A 15,063-nucleotide genomic window follows, 5' to 3' on the forward strand; every position below is an offset into this window, starting at 1 on the left:
GGCGGACCGCGCGGGCCGGGGACTCCCGCCGCGCGTGCGCGACCAGCCCGGCGGCATCGTCGGGACGCAGTGCCGCGAGCCGGACGGTGAGGTCGGCCTGCTCCGCCGCGGCCCGGGACTTGCGGTCCTCGAGGTCCCGGATCGCGTCCACCAGTGCAGCCGCCTCGGCGGCGGTGTCGGTGTGCGGGTGCGGGGCCATGCTCCATTGTATCGAACATATTTTCGATCAGTCAAGATCGTGTGCACCCAGATCCGCGTCGTGGGTGCGGTCGGAAAGCCGGCGACGGACCGCAACCCCGCGCCCGCCGTCCCCGCTTCGCTGCCTGTCGGTCAGAAGCCCAACGAACCCGCAGGGTGCCCACTCACCGCGCGCGCACGCGCTGAAGGGGTCTCGACAAGCTCGACCACCGGGTGCGCACGCAAGCCGGCGACGGACCGCAACCCCGCGCCCGCCGCCCGGCTTCGCTGCCTTTTGGTCGCAAGCCCAACGAACCCGCAGGGCGTCGGCCCTCACCGTGGGCACAGTGGCTTCTGGGGTCTCGACAAGCTCGACCACCGGTGCCTGAGGTGACCACCATGTCCGTGTCCGCCGCCCCGAGCGCCCCGAGCGGGTCGAGCCTGACCGAGCGCTACCTCCACGCCGTCACGCGACGGCTGCCGGAGGACCAGCGCGCCGATGTCGCCGAGGAGCTGCGCGCGACCATCGCGGACCGGATCGACACGCTGGCCGCGCAGCGTTCCGACGCAGACCACGCGGCGAACGAGCGACTCGCGCTCCAGGAGCTGGGCGATCCCGACCGTCTCGCCGCCGGCTACACCGGTCGCCGGCTCCAGCTGATCGGGCCGGACCTCTACCCGGCGTACGAGCGACTGCTCAAGCCGGTGCTGGTGATCGCCGTGCCGGCGGTGACGATCCTGGTGGCGGTCATCGACGCGCTCTCCGGGGAGTCGCTCGGCGACATCGTCGGAGGTGCGGTCGGCCTCGCCGTGTCGCTCGTCGTCCAGGTCGCCTTCTGGGTCACCCTCGTCTTCGCGATCGTCGAGCGGACCGCGGACGGCGCCGCGAACCTGCCTTCGTCGCTGGGCGTCGCGTCGACCGTCGACCAGCTCCCCGACCTGCCGAGCCGGCGCGGCTCCCTGAGCGACCTGATCGCGAGCCTCGTCTGGCTCGGGCTCATCGGCCTCGCGATCGTGTGGCAGGAGGTCCAGTCGCCGCTGGACGGCGGGGTGCCCCTGCTCGACCCCGACCTGTGGAGCTTCTGGCTGCCGCTGATCCTGGTGCTGCTCGTGGCGGAGGCGGTGTTCGAGGTGGTCAAGTACCGCATCGGTCGGTGGACCCCCGCGCTGGCGACCGTCAATGCGGTGCTCGGCGCCGTGTTCGCCGCGCCGATCGCCTATCTGGCGGCGACCGACAAGCTGCTCAACCCGGCTGCGGTCGCCGAGATCCAGGACGGCTGGGCCGGCTTCGATCCCGACACGGTGAACACGGTCGTCGTGGTCGTCGCGCTGGCGATCTGGCTCTGGGACGCCGTGGACGGCTTCCGGCGCGTCGAGCGGTGATGCCCGGACCACCGAACCGACGTCGCCTCCCTACGGCGGATCGTGGCAACGCGGGCTAGGGTCGGCCCCGTGAGTATTCTCGACGACGCCCGCGAGGGCATGGACCCCACCGTCCGGCCGCAGGACGACCTGTTCGGCCACGTCAACGGCCGCTGGCTGGTGGAGACGGAGATCCCGTCCGACCGCTCGAGCTGGGGGCCGTTCGTCCAGCTCGCGGAGGTCGCCGAGGAGCAGGTGCACGCGATCATCGAGGATCTCGCGCAGCGGGTCGCCGCGGGTGAGGACGTCGACGAGGACGCGCGCAAGATCGGCGACCTCTTCCACTCGTTCATGGACACCGAGACGATCGCCGCGAAGGGCCTCGCGCCCGTGCAGCCGCTGCTGAACGCCGTCGCCGGGCTGCGCGACGTCCGCGACCTCGCGGCGTTCCTCGGCGAGTTCGAGCGGGCCGGCGGGCACGGCCTCTTCGGGTCGTACGTCGACACCGACAGCAAGAACTCCGACCGCTACCTCTTCAACCTGGTCCAGGGCGGGCTCGGGCTGCCGGACGAGTCCTACTACCGCGAGGACAAGTTCGCCGAGGTCCGCGAGAAGTACGTCGCCTACCTGACGCGCCTCCTCACCCTCGCCCGGCACGCCGACCCGGAGGCAGCCGCGGCCACCGTGCTGGCCATCGACACGAAGCTCGCCGCCGGCCACTGGGAGCGGGCCGAGACCCGCGAGGTCCAGAAGACCTACAACCTGAGGACCAAGGCGGAGCTCGTCGAGATCTGCCCGGGCTTCGACTGGGACGCCTACGTCACCAACCTCGGCGGCAGCGACGAGACGCTGGCCGAGGTGTGCGTGCGGCAGCCGTCGTACTTCTCGCACCTCTCGACCGTCCTCGGCGAGGTGCCGATCGACGAGTGGCGCGAGTGGCTGCTCTCCCACGTGCTGCGCGCGGCGGCCGGCTACCTGACCGACGACTTCGTCGAGACCAACTTCGACTTCTACGGCCGCACGCTCAACGGCACCCCGGAGCTGCGGGCGCGCTGGAAGCGCGGGGTCTCCTTCGTCGAGGGCGCGATCGGCGAGTCCGTCGGCAAGGAGTACGTCGCGCGGCACTTCCCGCCCCGGTCCAAGGCGATGATGGACGAGCTGGTGGCGAACCTGCTCGCCGCCTACCGGCAGTCGATCTCCAAGCTCGACTGGATGACCGAGGAGACCAAGCAGCGGGCCTACGAGAAGCTCGACACGTTCCGCCCGAAGATCGGCTACCCCGAGAAGTTCCGCGACTACTCGCGCCTGCACGTGCGCCGCGACGACCTGCTCGGCAACGTCGCGGCCGCGTCGGCCTTCGAGACCGACCGCGAGCTCGCGAAGATCGGTGCGCCGGTCGACCGCGACGAGTGGTTCATGCTCCCGCAGACCGTGAACGCCTACTACAACCCGGGCACCAACGAGATCTGCTTCCCGGCCGGCATCCTGCAGAAGCCGTTCTTCTCGGCCGACGCCGAGGAGGCCGAGAACTACGGCGGCATCGGCGCGGTCATCGGCCACGAGATCGGCCACGGCTTCGACGACCAGGGTGCGCAGTACGACGGCGCCGGCAACCTCAACGACTGGTGGACGCCCGACGACAAGGCCGCGTTCGAGGTCAAGTCGAAGAAGCTCATCGAGCAGTACGACGGCTTCGAGCCGCGAGCCCTGCCCGGCGAGCGCGTCAACGGCGCCCTCACGGTCGGCGAGAACATCGGCGACCTCGGCGGCCTGACCATCGGCCACACGGCGTACCTCATCGCCCGCGGTGGCGAGGCGGCCGTCGAGGACCGCCGCAGGCTGTTCATGAACTGGGCCTTCTGCTGGCGCTCGAAGCGCCGCAAGGAGCTCGACCAGCAGTACCTCACGATCGACCCGCACAGCCCGCCGGAGTTCCGCGCCAACATCGTGCGCAACCTCGACGAGTTCCACGAGGTCTTCGAGACCTCGGACGGAGACGGCCTCTGGCTCGACCCGTCCGAGCGCGTGCGCATCTGGTGAAGCCCGTCCACCGGCAGGCGACGTACGACGTCCGCCTCGAGTGGGGCCCGACCGGCGCCGCGGCCGTCGCGGCGCCGGTGACCGTGGTCGTCGACGTGCTGTCGTTCACCACGACGCTGACGGTGGCGGTCGAGCGCGGCATCACCGTCCATCCGTTCCGGTGGAAGGACGAGCGGGCGGCGGCGTACGCAGCGGAGCGCGACGCCGTGCTCGCAACCGGCCGGTCGCGCCGGGAGGGCGTGAGCCTGTCGCCGGTGTCGGTGCGGGAGGCGGTCGGTGTCGAGCGACTGGTGCTGCCGTCGCCCAACGGCTCCGCGATCAGCTTCGGGCTCGCGGACGCCGGCGCGTCGGTCGTCGGTGCCTCGCTGCGCAACCGGTCGGCGGTCGCCCGCTGGCTGGTGGACCGGCCCGGCCCGGTCGCGGTGGTGGCGGCCGGCGAGCGCTGGGAGGACGGGTCGCTGCGGCCGGCCGTCGAGGACCTCTGGGGTGCGGGCGCCGTCGTCGCCGCGCTGGTCGCCCTGGGGGTCGACGGCCTGAGCCCGGAGGCACGCGTGGCCGAGCAGGCGTTCCGGGCGGTCGAGCCGAGGCTGGCCGAGGAGCTGTACGCGTGCGCGAGCGGGCGGGAGCTCGTCGAGATCGGGTTCGCGGGCGACGTCGCCCTGGCGGCCGAGCTCGACGCCAGCGACGTCGTACCGGTGCTGCAGGGTGACGCCTTCGTCGCGGGCTGACAGACTCCGGGCCCATGACCGGACCTCGAGACGCGGCCACCCGCAAGGCCGACACGCTCGCGATGTGGGCGACCCCGGCGATCGACGTCTGGCTCGCGACGGCGTCGACCGACGGGACCCCGCACCTCGTGCCGCTGTCACTGGCCTGGGTCGACGAGCGCCTCGTGGTGGCGGTGCAGGCCAGGTCGCGGTCGGCCCGCGACCTCGCCGTGAGCAGACGCGCGCGGCTGGCGGTCGGGCCGACCCGCGACGTGACGATGGTCGACGCCGTGCTCGAACGGCAGGTGGGCGTGGACGAGGAGGTCGCGCTGGGCGAGGCGTACGCCGCGCAGGCCGACTGGGACCCGCGCGGCGACGCGGCGTACGTCTTCCTCGTGCTGCGGCCCGAGCGCGTCATGGCGTGGCGTGAGGCGAACGAGATCGCCGGCCGGACCCTGATGCGCGACGGTCGCTGGCTGGTCTGAGAGAGAAGGGGCGGGTGCCCTGCGCCGGTGGGGCCAACGCAGGGTCACCCACCCGGGTGTGACCCCTGCCAGCGACACACCCCCGTGTTGTGCGCTGACACTCCTCAAGAGCGCGGGTCCGGCGCCCAGATACCTCGGTCCAGACCATCGCCTGTGGAGGGCGGGGATCCGCCGTCGGCACCCGCTGGTAGACAGGTCGGCATGGACACCACCGTCACCGACGTCCGGGCGAGCGCCGAGGCCCACCTGCGCGCGCTGGTCGGCACCGATGACGCGGTGCTGCGCGAGGACCAGTGGTCGGCGATCGAGGCGCTCGCGGTGCACCGCCGCCGAGCGCTGGTCGTGCAGAAGACCGGCTGGGGCAAGTCGGCGGTCTACTTCGTGGCGACCCTCCTCCTGCGCGAGCAGGGCGCCGGCCCGACGGTGATCGTGTCGCCGCTGCTCGCGCTGATGCGCAACCAGATCGCGGCGGCCGAGCGTGCCGGCATCCGGGCGGTGACGATCAACTCCACCAACATGGAGGACTGGGAGCCGATCCAGGAGTCGATCCGGGCCGGCGACGTCGACGTGCTGCTGGTCAGCCCCGAGCGGCTCAACAACCCCGGCTTCCGCGACGAGGTGCTGCCCCGGCTGGCCGCGACCTGCGGGCTGCTCGTCGTCGACGAGGCGCACTGCATCTCCGACTGGGGCCACGACTTCCGCCCCGACTACCGGCGCATCCGCACGCTGCTCGACGACCTGCCCGACGGCATCCCCGTGCTCGCGACGACCGCGACGGCCAACGCGCGGGTCACCCAGGACGTCGCCGAGCAGATGGGCACGGATGTCCTGGTGCTTCGCGGCTCGCTGGACCGGGAGTCGCTGCGTCTGGCCGTCGTCCGCCTGAAGACCCCCGAGCAGCGGCTCGCCTGGCTGGCCGACCACCTCGCCGAGCAGCCCGGCTCCGGCATCGTCTACTGCCTGACCGTCGCCGCCACCCAGGAGGTGGCCGACTATCTCCGCTCGCGCGGCCACGACGTCGCGGCGTACTCCGGCCAGACCGAGACCACCGAGCGGCACGCCCTCGAGCAGGATCTCGCGGCCGGCCGGGTCAAGGCGCTCGTCGCGACGAGCGCCCTCGGCATGGGCTTCGACGCGACGCTCGGCTTCGTCGTCAACCTCGGGGCGCCGTCGTCGCCGGTGTCCTACTACCAGCAGGTCGGTCGCGCAGGCCGTGGACTGCCCAACGATCTGGAGAGCGCCACGGTCGTGCTGCTGCCGGCGATCGAGGACCGCGACATCTGGGCCTACTTCGCCTCGCTCGCGTTCCCGCGCGAGGAGCAGGTGCGCCGCACCCTCGACGTGCTGGCCGACCAGGGGCGCCCGCTGAGCACCGCCGGCCTCGAGACGTACGTCGACCTCAACCGCACCCGCCTCGAGACCATGCTCAAGGTGCTCGACGTCGACGGCGCCGTCCGGCGGGTGCGGGGCGGCTGGGAGGCGACCGGGCAGCCGTGGAGCTACGACGAGGAGCGCTACCGCCGGGTGCGCGAGGCCCGGGAGCGCGAGCAGCAGGCGATGCTCGACTACATCGCCACCGACCGGTGCCGGATGCGCTACCTGCGCGAGCAGCTCGACGACCCCGACGCCGTCGACTGCGGCCGGTGCGACAACTGCGGGGGCCTGAGCGTGGCCACCGAGATCTCCGCCGCCGCGGTCGAGGAGGCCGAGGCCCGGCTGGCCCGGCCCGGCGTCGTGGTCGAGCCGCGCAAGATGTGGCCGACCGCGCTCGCCAACCTCGGCGTCGACCTCAAGGGCAAGATCCGGGAGGCCGCCGAGGAGGGGCGCGCGGTCGCCCGGCTGACCGACCTCGGCTACGGCAACGCGCTGCGCGAGCTCTTCTCCCCGGCGACCCCGGACGGGCCGGTGCCGGTGTCGCTGGTCCGTGCCGTGATCGAGGTGCTGGGCGACTGGCGGCCGCCGGTCGACGGCATCGTGGTGGTCGAGTCCGCGACCCGGCCGACGCTGACCGCCGACCTCGCCGACGGGCTCTCCCGCTACCTGAAGGTGCCGGTCGTCGGACGCTGGGCGATCGTCGATCCCGACGTCGTACCCGGCCAGGGCGCGGCCAACTCCGCCCAGCGGATCGCCGCGGTCGGGCGCCGCTTCGACCTGCACGCCGATGTCCCCGAGGGCGCCCGGATCCTGCTCGTCGACGACCGCGTCGGCACCGGCTGGACGGTCACCCTGGCCGCCCGCGCGGTCCGCGCGGCAGGCGCCGCCGAGGTGCGGCCGCTGGTGCTGGCGACGTCGACCTGACGACCGCGTAGCCGGTTACGTCGCGGTGACATTCCGGCCGTAAACTTGGCCGGTGCACCACGTCTCCACCCTCGCGTACTTCGCCGACGACCCCTCCCGCACCTACCAGCTGATCCAGTGGCTGCCCGTCCTCGAGCTGCTCGACCAGCAGCAGCCGGTCGGGCTGGTGCTGCGCAGCCACGCGTCGGCGGAGATCATCCGGGAGCGCACGCAGCTCCCGGTCGCGGTGGTGCCGGCGTTCACCGAGCTCGCGGAGCTGTACGGCGAGGTCGACGCCAGGGTCGTCCTCTACGTCAACAACTCGATGCTGAACTTCCAGTCGCTGCTCCACGGCCGCAAGCTCCACGTGCACATCAACCACGGCGAGAGTGACAAGCAGAGCATGGCGAGCAACAACGCCAAGGCCTACGACCGCGTCTTCGTCGCCGGCGAGGCCGCCGTGCAGCGGTACGCCGCCGAGCTGCTCGAGCTCGACACCGGCAAGCTGGTCCGGATCGGCCGCCCGCAGCTCGACCTGCGCCCGGCGTCCCTCCTCGAGCCCACCGGGCTGCGCACGGTCCTCTACGCCCCGACGTGGGAGGGCGATGCGGAGTACAACGACTACACGTCGGTCGACACGCTCGGCATCGACATCGTCCGGGCGGTGCTGGCGATCCCGGGCGTGCGCCTGGTCTACAAGCCGCACCCCAAGGTCATCACGAGCCGGACGCCGTCGGTCCGCGACGCCCACCAGGCCATCCTGACGATCGTCGCGGAGGCGGGCCGCCGCGATCCGTCAGCGGGCCACGCCGCGATCACCGCCGGCGACATCCTCGCGGTGATGCCCGACTGCGACGCGATCGTCACCGACGTCTCGTCGGTCGGGCTGGACTGGCTCTACCTGCGCACCGAGTGCCCGATCTTCATCACCGACCGGCACCACGACGCGGAGCGGCTGCGCCGCGAGGTCCCGGTCAGCCGGTGCGCCGACGTGCTCGACACGGCCGACGGGCTCGACGTACCGGACCTGACCGCGCTGTTCGCGGCCCGGCTCGAGCACGACGAGCACCACCTGGCCCGGGTGGCGATGCGGCACCACTACTTCGACGACCTCCAGGTCGGCGACAGCACGACCCGGTTCCTCGAGACCGTCTCCGAGCTGGTCGCGCTGCGCGACCGCCTCGTCCTCGGCGGCGTGGCCACCGAGGACGAGGCTGCGATCATCGCCTGATCAGTGCCCGGCCATCAGGGCCGGGTCGACCTGGTGCTCGATCTTCTTGCGCGGCAGGAAGAACGCCGGCACCAGGACCACCGCAACCATGACCGTCGCGACCACGAACACGTCGGCGAACGCGTCCGCGAGCCCGGGGACGTACGTGGCCGGGTCGGTCGGGTCGAGGTCGATGGTGCCGCTGGTCAGCAGCACCGAGAAGACCGCGGTGCCGATCGAGGCCGCGACCTGCTGGACGATGTTCATCAGCGTCGAGCCGCGCGCGATCGTGTGCGCCTTCAGGGTCGCCAGCGCCGCCGACATGATCGGCATCATCGTGCTGCCCATGCCGAGGCCCATGATGAAGAGGGCGGTGAGCAGATACGCGTACGACGTGTCCGCCTCGAGCTGGGTGAACATCGCCATGCCGATGGTGATGACGCTGATGCCCGTCATCACGATCTTGCCGGGGCCGATCCTGTCGGCGAGCACGCCCGCGATCGGCATCGTGATCATCGCGCCGATGCCCTGGGGCGCCAGCAGCAGGCCGGCGCTCATGGCGTCCTCGCCGCGCACCGACTGGAAGTAGAGCGGGAACAGCAGGCTCGCACCGAAGAACGCGATCGCGAACAGCGACATCGCGACGACCGCGACCGTCATGGTCCGGTTGGCGAACAGCCGCAGGTCGACGAGCGGGTGGATGTTCTTGCGGTTGAGGGCCCACGGCACGAACGCCGCGATCAGCACCACGCCGACGACGGCCGGCCCGACCACCTGGGCGGTCCACACGGTGCCGTGCTCCTCCTTCGCGGCGGGGATCGACGAGACGCCGTACAGGAACGCGGCGAGACCGGGGGAGAGCAGCACCATGCCGAGCCAGTCGAAGGTCTCGGACGGCTCGACGTGGTCCTTGGGGAGCACGACGGAGGCGTAGAACAGCGCGAGGATGCCGATCGGCAGGTTGATGAGGAAGATCCAGTGCCAGCTCGCCGAGTCGATCAGCGCGCCGCCGAGGATCGGGCCGAAGATCGGGCCGAGCAGCATCGGGATGCCCATGATCGCCATCACGCGGCCCACGCGCTCGGGGCCGGCGGCGCGGGTCAGGATCGTCATGCCGAGCGGCATCAGCATGCCGCCGCCGAGGCCCTGGAGGACGCGGAAGGTCACGAGCATCTCGAGCGAGGTCGCGGCCGCGCACAGCACGGAGCCGAGCGTGAAGAGCAGGACCGCCAGCAGGTAGAGCCGCTTGGTGCCGAACCGGTCGGCGGCCCAGCCGGTCAGCGGGATCACCGTGGCGAGCGCCAGCGTGTAGCCGGTCATCGTCCACGCGACCTGCGCGGACGTCGCCTCGAACTCCTTCTGGAAGGTCTGCAGGGCCACCGAAACGACGGTGATGTCGAGGATCGACATGATGGCGCCGAGCACGACGACGCCTGCGGTCAGCAGCACGCCGCGGTCGAGCTTGTCGGGCGCCCCCGCGGTGGCGGGAGGAGTGGGGGTGGTCTCTGTGGTCACCCGATCGAGGCTAGGTGGCGCCACCGACAGTGGCATCCGACTTTCGTCGTCCGCACACGTGGGCTGCGTCACCCACGCTGCGTCACCCGCGTCGTGTCAGCCCAGCTGTGCCTCGATCGCGTCGACGACGCGCTCGTCCTGGGGCTCCACCTGCGGGGAGAACCGCTGGACGACCCGGCCGTCGGCGGAGACCAGGAACTTCTCGAAGTTCCACTGGACGTCGCCGGCCTCGCCCTTCTCGTTCGTGGTCTCGGTCAGGGTCCGGTAGATGTCGTGCCGGGCGTCGCCGTTGACCTCGATCTTCTCGGTCATGGGGAAGGTGACGCCGTACGTCGCGGAGCAGAACTCCTGGATCTCCGCGGCCGTGCCCGGCTCCTGCCCCATGAACTGGTTGCAGGGCAGGCCCACGACGGTGAACCCGCGCTCGGCGTACTTCTCCTGCAGCTGCTCGAGGCCGGTGTACTGCGGGGTCAGCCCGCACTTGCTCGCGACGTTGACGAGGAGGGCGGGCCGGCCGCCGGTCAGCTCGCCGAGGGTGGCGGGCGTGCCGTCGAGCCGCGCGATCGAGGAGTCGAGGATGCTCATGCCCCCGACCCTACGGGTCGGCCGATCAGCGTCGGACGAAGGCGATGCGCCAGGACTCCGGGCCGCGCTCGACGTACTCGAAGCCGAAGACGCCCGGCTGCTCGGCCTCGACCTGTTGGAGGAGCGGGATCGGGTCGTGCGGTGCGACGAGCACCATCCCGGCGCCCGGCTGGAGCGAGCCGAGCGCTCCCTTGATGGCGGCGTGCCGGATCGCGTGGGGGATCGCCCGCGCGTCCAGCTCGGGCAGCGCCTCGTCGACCGCGCCGCAGCCGCAGCCGCCGTGCCCGCTCTCCCGCAGGCCGAGGTCCTCGCCGATTCCCATGTCGTCTCCTTCGTCACAGCCGATCCGCGTGACCGGCGTCCGCCATTTTGGCACAATGAACTCCGTGGAAAATAATCAACCGGGGAGACGTGGCCCACGTCCGGCCCGCGCGGCGAGCGGCCGGCGGCTCTCGCCGACACGGGCCTCGTTGCTCGAGACGCTGCAGGCGCAGCCCGAGCCGACCAGCCTGCCGGCGCTCGTCGCGATGACGGGCCTGCATGCCAACACCGTGCGCGAGCACCTGGATGGGCTCCGGCGCAGCGGGCTCGTCGACCGGACGCCGGCGCCGCCCACGGGGCGCGGCCGCCCCGGCTGGCTGTACGAGGCGACGCCGCAGAGCCACGAGGATCCGCGCCCGGAGTACGCCGGGCTGGCGGCCGCGCTCGCAGCGGTCGTCGTACGCACGAGCCCGGAGCCTGCCGCCGACGCGCGCCGCGCGGGGGCCGAGTGGGGCCGACGGCTGGCGCACGACGCCGGCGTGCCCGGGAAGGGCGGCGAGCGGGCGGCCCGGCAGGGTGTCGTCGGGCTCTTCGACGACATGGGCTTCGCACCCGAGCCGGACCGGGAGGCTCGCGAGGTACGGCTCACCCGGTGCCCGCTGCTCGAGGCGGCCCACCAGCAGCCCGAGGTCGTGTGCGCCGTGCACCTGGGCATCGCGCAGGGCGCCCTGGAGACGTACGACGCGTCGACGGACGGCCTCGACCTGCTGCCGTTCGTGGAGCCCGGTGCCTGCCTGCTGCGTCTCGGCCGGCGCGGATGAGCACCGTCGTCGACGCCCCGCGTGGGCGCACCGCCGCCTGGCGGCCGGTGCTGCTCGTGCCGGCCGGCGTCTCCCTGCTCGCCGGCCTCGACGCCGCCCTGCTCCTGCTCGACCTGCCGGCGCCGGTCGACGCCGACCGGCTGCCCGACGTGCACGGGATGCTGCTCGTGCTGGGCTTCGTCGGCACCCTGATCTCCCTCGAGCGGGCCGTCGCGCTCCGCACCCGGTGGGCACTCGCGGCGCCCGTGTTGCTCGGCGCCGGGGCGGTCCTGACCCTGACGCCGGCTCCGCTGCGGGTCGGCCAGGCCGTGCTGGTCGCGGGTGCCGCGGCGCTGGTCGCGGTCTACGTGCCGCTCTGGCGCCGGCAGGCCGACGAGGCCGTGCTCGTGCAGGCGCTCGGTGCTGCCCTCGCCGCCGGCGCAGCCGTGCTGTGGCTCGGTGGCGTCGACGTGCCGGTCCTGCTGCCCTGGCTGATGGCGTTCGTGGTGCTGACGATCGCCGGGGAACGGCTCGAGCTCGCCCGGCTGGCGATGGGGCCGTCGGCGGGCCCGGTGCTGGTGCTGCTCGCGACCGCGCTGAGCGCCGCGGTCGTCGCCGCGCTGCTGGTGCCGCAGGCCGGGTCGGTGCTGCTCGGCGCCGCCCTGGCCGGGCTCGTGGTCTGGCTGGCGACCCACGACGTGGCGCGGCGTACGGTCCGGGCGACCGGCCTGCCCCGCTACATGGCGGCCTGCATGCTGGCGGGCTACGCCTGGGCACTGGTCGCGGCCGCCGTCTGGCTGACGGGAGGGAGCGTCACCGACGGCGGTCGGTACGACGCCGTCGTGCACGCGGTGTTCCTCGGCTTCACCCTCTCGATGATCATGGCGCATGCGCCGGTGATCCTGCCGGCGGTGACCGGCCGCTCGCTGCCCTACCACCCGGCGCTGTACGCCCCGGTCGCGTCGCTGCACGGCTCGCTCGTCGTGCGGGTCTGGCTCGGGGACGGGCTCGGCGTACCGCATGCCTGGCGGGTGGGCGCGGTGCTCAACATCGTCGCTCTGCTGGGATTCGTGGCCCTTGCGGCGTCGCGGGTCGTGGTCGGAGCGCGGCGATGAGCCGCGGCTTCTCGCCGTGGCGGGACCTGCCGGCGCTGGTCTGGCTGCTGGCGATCCCGGGTGTCGCGTTCGCGCACCCGTGGATCCCCGAGCCGCGCTGGCTGATCCTGCACCTGCTGCTTCTGGGCGCGGTCACGCACTCGATCGTCGTGTGGAGCCAGCACTTCGCCGACACCCTCCTGCACGCCCCGTCGACGCAGCGGCCCCGGCTGCTGGCCCTGCTCAACCTGGGCGCGCTGGCGGTGATGGTCGGCACCCAGACGGCCCGCTGGCCGGTGACCCTGGTCGGCGCCTGCGCGGTCACCGGCGCCGTCGTCTGGCACGCCGCTCGCCTCGGTGGACAGCTCCGTCGCGCCCTCCCGGCCCGCTTCGCCGGCGTCGTGCGCTTCTACGTCGCCGCCGCGGCCCTGCTGCCCGTGGGCGCCGCGCTCGGCGTGCTGCTCGCGCGCGGCCCTGCGGAGCCGTGGCACTCGCGAGTGCTCCTCGCCCACGTCGCGGTCAACCTGCTGGGCTGGGTGGGCCTGACCGTCGCGGGCACGGTCGTCACGCTGTGGCCGACGATGCTGCGCACCCGCCTCGGGGCCGGCTCCGACGCGGCGCTGCAGCGCGCCCTCCCGGTGCTGCTGGCCGGGGTCGTCGTGACCGTCGTGGCCTGCCTGCTCGGCCGCTGGCCGCTCGCGGCGGCCGGCATCGCGACGTACGTCGTCGGCGCGGTGCTCATCGGGATCCCCATGGTCGAGGCGGCGCGCCGGAAGCCTCCCGCCGGCCACCCGACCTGGTCGGTGGCCGCGGGGCTGCTCTGGCTGCTGGGGTGCCTGGTCGCGTGGGCGGCGATCCTCGCCGCCGGGGGCGACGGCCATGTCGTGCACGACCGATTCGGGGCCCTGGTGCCGTTCCTGGCGGCGGGCTTCGCGGCCCAGGTGCTGCTCGGCGCGATGGGGCACCTGATCCCGACCGCGCTCGGCGGTGGCGGCACGGCCGTACGCGCCGCCGGTGCCGTGCTGGACCGGGCCGGCGCGTTCCGGATCGCCGCCGTCAACCTCGGGCTGCTCGCCTGCCTGCTGCCCGCCCCCAGCGCCGTCGTGGTGGCGTGCTCCGCGGTCGTCCTGCTCGCGCTGGCCGCCGAGCTCCCCCTGCTCGTGCTGGCGATCCGGGCGTCGCGGGTCGCGCGGCGTACCGGAGCCGGACCGGCGCTCCCCGACGAGGCATCGGCCGGTATGCGACGCCGCCGCGCCCTGGGCTCCGCGGTCGCCGGCGTCGCCGTGGTGACGGTGACCGTCGCCGCCGGGGTCGCCGTCGACCCGTCCGCGCTCGGGACCGGCCGGGTGGCGTCGGCTGCCGCCGGGGTCGCGGCGACGGGGCACACGACGACCGTGCGGGTCGAGGCGGCGGACATGCGGTTCGTGCCGTCGTCGATCACGGTGACCGCGGGCGACCGGCTCGTGATCGAGGTCGTGAACACCGACTCCGACGTCCACGACCTCGTGCTCGAGACCGGCGCCGACTCCGGCCGAGTCTCGCCCGGGGAGACGGCCCGGGTCGACGTGGGCGTCGTCGGTCGCGACCTCGACGGCTGGTGCTCCCTCGTCGGCCACCGGCAGATGGGCATGACGCTGGACGTGAAGGTGGCCGGGGCGCACGAGCACGGGTCCGACCACGGATCGGAGGGTGTGCTCCCGGCCCGCGACGCTGCGCTGCCGCAACTACCCGACGGAGGCCCGCGCACCCACCGGCTGACGCTCACGGTGGGCGAGGTCGAGCGTGAGGTGGCGCCCGGCCTCACCCAGCGGCTCTGGACGTACAACGGGCAGGCGCCCGGCCCGGTACTGCACGGCCGCGTCGGGGACCGGTTCGTCGTCACGCTGGTGAACGACGGCACGATCGGCCACTCCATCGACTTCCACGCCGGCGCGTTGGCGCCGGACCGCCCGATGCGGACCCTCGAGCCGGGGCAGTCGCTCACCTACCGGTTCACCGCCGAGCGGGCCGGGATCTGGATGTACCACTGCTCGACGATGCCGATGAGCGCGCACATCGCCAACGGCATGTTCGGCGCGGTCGTCATCGAGCCCCGCGACCTGGCGCCCGTCGACCGCAGCTTCCTCCTGGTCCAGAGCGAGCACTACTACGGACCGGACGGCGGCACCGTCGACGCCGACAAGGTGCAGGCCGAGCAGCCCGACGCCGTCGTCTTCAACGGGTACCCGAACCAGTACGACCACGACCCGCTGCACGTGCGGTCCGGCGAGCGGCTGCGCATCTGGGTGCTGGACGCCGGCCCCAACCGGTCGACGTCGTTCCACGTGGTCGGCGGCCAGTTCTCGACGACGTACGCCGAGGGCGCCTACCTGCTCCGCGACGGCGGACCGCGCGGCGACGGTGGTGCCCAGTCCCTGGCGCTCGGCGCCGCCCAGGGCGGCTTCGTGGAGCTGGAGCTGGACGAGCCCGGTCGCTACCCGTTCGTCTCGCACGTGATGGTCGACGCCGAGCGCGGGGCGCACGGGGTCATCGAGGTGCGCTGACTCCGCT

At 72.9% G+C, this 15,063-nt stretch carries 13 protein-coding genes; 9 read left to right on the forward strand and 4 right to left on the reverse strand.

What is annotated here, in order from left to right:
• Positions 1 to 199: hypothetical protein (locus tag ACFQQI_RS15595; protein ID WP_378565128.1), on the reverse strand; the 199-nt coding region annotated here is incomplete at its 3' end.
• Positions 200 to 576: 377 nt separating this feature from the next.
• Between ACFQQI_RS15595 and ACFQQI_RS15600 the strand changes: the two genes are divergently transcribed.
• From ACFQQI_RS15600 to ACFQQI_RS15625, 6 genes are all read left to right on the forward strand, one after another.
• Positions 577 to 1,560 (forward strand): hypothetical protein, encoded by a 984-nt coding sequence (locus tag ACFQQI_RS15600; RefSeq protein WP_378565131.1) that lies wholly within the window; start codon positions 577 to 579, stop codon positions 1,558 to 1,560.
• A 69-nt stretch (positions 1,561 to 1,629) separates the two neighbouring features.
• Positions 1,630 to 3,579, forward strand: coding sequence for a M13 family metallopeptidase (locus ACFQQI_RS15605; protein WP_378565134.1), 1,950 nt, complete (start codon positions 1,630 to 1,632; stop codon positions 3,577 to 3,579).
• Complete coding sequence (locus ACFQQI_RS15610) at positions 3,576 to 4,307, forward strand: 2-phosphosulfolactate phosphatase (RefSeq protein WP_378565137.1); 732 nt, start codon at positions 3,576 to 3,578, stop codon at positions 4,305 to 4,307. The genes ACFQQI_RS15605 and ACFQQI_RS15610 overlap by 4 nt, the downstream gene beginning before the upstream one ends.
• 14 nt (positions 4,308 to 4,321) lie before the next feature.
• Positions 4,322 to 4,771, forward strand: a complete 450-nt coding sequence (locus ACFQQI_RS15615; protein ID WP_378565140.1) for a pyridoxamine 5'-phosphate oxidase family protein — start codon at positions 4,322 to 4,324, stop codon at positions 4,769 to 4,771.
• A 201-nt stretch (positions 4,772 to 4,972) separates the two neighbouring features.
• On the forward strand, positions 4,973 to 7,069 hold the full coding sequence (locus tag ACFQQI_RS15620) for a RecQ family ATP-dependent DNA helicase (protein WP_378565143.1): 2,097 nt from the start codon (positions 4,973 to 4,975) through the stop codon (positions 7,067 to 7,069).
• A 52-nt stretch (positions 7,070 to 7,121) separates the two neighbouring features.
• Positions 7,122 to 8,279 (forward strand): CDP-glycerol glycerophosphotransferase family protein, encoded by a 1,158-nt coding sequence (locus ACFQQI_RS15625; protein WP_378565146.1) that lies wholly within the window; start codon positions 7,122 to 7,124, stop codon positions 8,277 to 8,279.
• Here the strand turns inward: ACFQQI_RS15625 and ACFQQI_RS15630 are convergent, their stop codons facing one another.
• The 3 genes from ACFQQI_RS15630 to ACFQQI_RS15640 form a co-directional block, all read right to left on the reverse strand.
• A complete protein-coding gene (locus ACFQQI_RS15630; protein WP_378565149.1) occupies positions 8,280 to 9,773 on the reverse strand; it encodes a DHA2 family efflux MFS transporter permease subunit in 1,494 nt (497 codons plus the stop codon). It lies immediately after the preceding gene.
• A 96-nt stretch (positions 9,774 to 9,869) separates the two neighbouring features.
• Positions 9,870 to 10,358 (reverse strand): glutathione peroxidase, encoded by a 489-nt coding sequence (locus ACFQQI_RS15635; protein WP_378565152.1) that lies wholly within the window; start codon positions 10,356 to 10,358, stop codon positions 9,870 to 9,872.
• Positions 10,359 to 10,383: 25 nt separating this feature from the next.
• Entirely contained in the window at positions 10,384 to 10,680 is a 297-nt protein-coding gene (locus ACFQQI_RS15640; protein WP_378565155.1) for a DUF2249 domain-containing protein, read from the reverse strand.
• 55 nt (positions 10,681 to 10,735) lie between these two features.
• On the opposite strand from ACFQQI_RS15640, the gene ACFQQI_RS15645 reads away from it, so the two are divergent.
• From ACFQQI_RS15645 to ACFQQI_RS15655, 3 genes are read left to right on the forward strand one after another with little or no spacing between them, the layout of a single operon-like run.
• Positions 10,736 to 11,440 (forward strand): helix-turn-helix transcriptional regulator, encoded by a 705-nt coding sequence (locus tag ACFQQI_RS15645; RefSeq protein ID WP_378565158.1) that lies wholly within the window; start codon positions 10,736 to 10,738, stop codon positions 11,438 to 11,440.
• Positions 11,437 to 12,534, forward strand: a complete 1,098-nt coding sequence (locus ACFQQI_RS15650; RefSeq protein ID WP_378565161.1) for a hypothetical protein — start codon at positions 11,437 to 11,439, stop codon at positions 12,532 to 12,534. The genes ACFQQI_RS15645 and ACFQQI_RS15650 overlap by 4 nt, the downstream gene beginning before the upstream one ends.
• Positions 12,531 to 15,056, forward strand: coding sequence for a multicopper oxidase domain-containing protein (locus ACFQQI_RS15655; RefSeq protein ID WP_378565164.1), 2,526 nt, complete (start codon positions 12,531 to 12,533; stop codon positions 15,054 to 15,056). Before ACFQQI_RS15650 ends, ACFQQI_RS15655 begins: the two co-directional genes overlap by 4 nt.
• The last annotated feature ends 7 nt before the right edge of the window (positions 15,057 to 15,063 follow it).

It is taken from the genome of Nocardioides sp. GCM10030259, assembly GCF_042666375.1.
Classification (GTDB): Bacteria; Actinomycetota; Actinomycetes; order Propionibacteriales; family Nocardioidaceae; genus Nocardioides.

What these genes read in the sequence shown, in the direction of transcription:
- ACFQQI_RS15600 (WP_378565131.1), top strand. Translation starts at nt 577, where the DNA reads ATGTCCGTGTCCGCCGCCCCGAGCGCCCCGAGCGGGTCGAGCCTGACC.
- ACFQQI_RS15635 (WP_378565152.1), bottom strand. Translation starts at nt 10,358, where the DNA reads ATGAGCATCCTCGACTCCTCGATCGCGCGGCTCGACGGCACGCCCGCC.
- ACFQQI_RS15640 (WP_378565155.1), bottom strand. Translation starts at nt 10,680, where the DNA reads ATGGGAATCGGCGAGGACCTCGGCCTGCGGGAGAGCGGGCACGGCGGC.
- ACFQQI_RS15645 (WP_378565158.1), top strand. Translation starts at nt 10,736, where the DNA reads ATGAACTCCGTGGAAAATAATCAACCGGGGAGACGTGGCCCACGTCCG.
- ACFQQI_RS15620 (WP_378565143.1), top strand. Translation starts at nt 4,973, where the DNA reads ATGGACACCACCGTCACCGACGTCCGGGCGAGCGCCGAGGCCCACCTG.
- ACFQQI_RS15615 (WP_378565140.1), top strand. Translation starts at nt 4,322, where the DNA reads ATGACCGGACCTCGAGACGCGGCCACCCGCAAGGCCGACACGCTCGCG.
- ACFQQI_RS15650 (WP_378565161.1), top strand. Translation starts at nt 11,437, where the DNA reads ATGAGCACCGTCGTCGACGCCCCGCGTGGGCGCACCGCCGCCTGGCGG.
- ACFQQI_RS15655 (WP_378565164.1), top strand. Translation starts at nt 12,531, where the DNA reads ATGAGCCGCGGCTTCTCGCCGTGGCGGGACCTGCCGGCGCTGGTCTGG.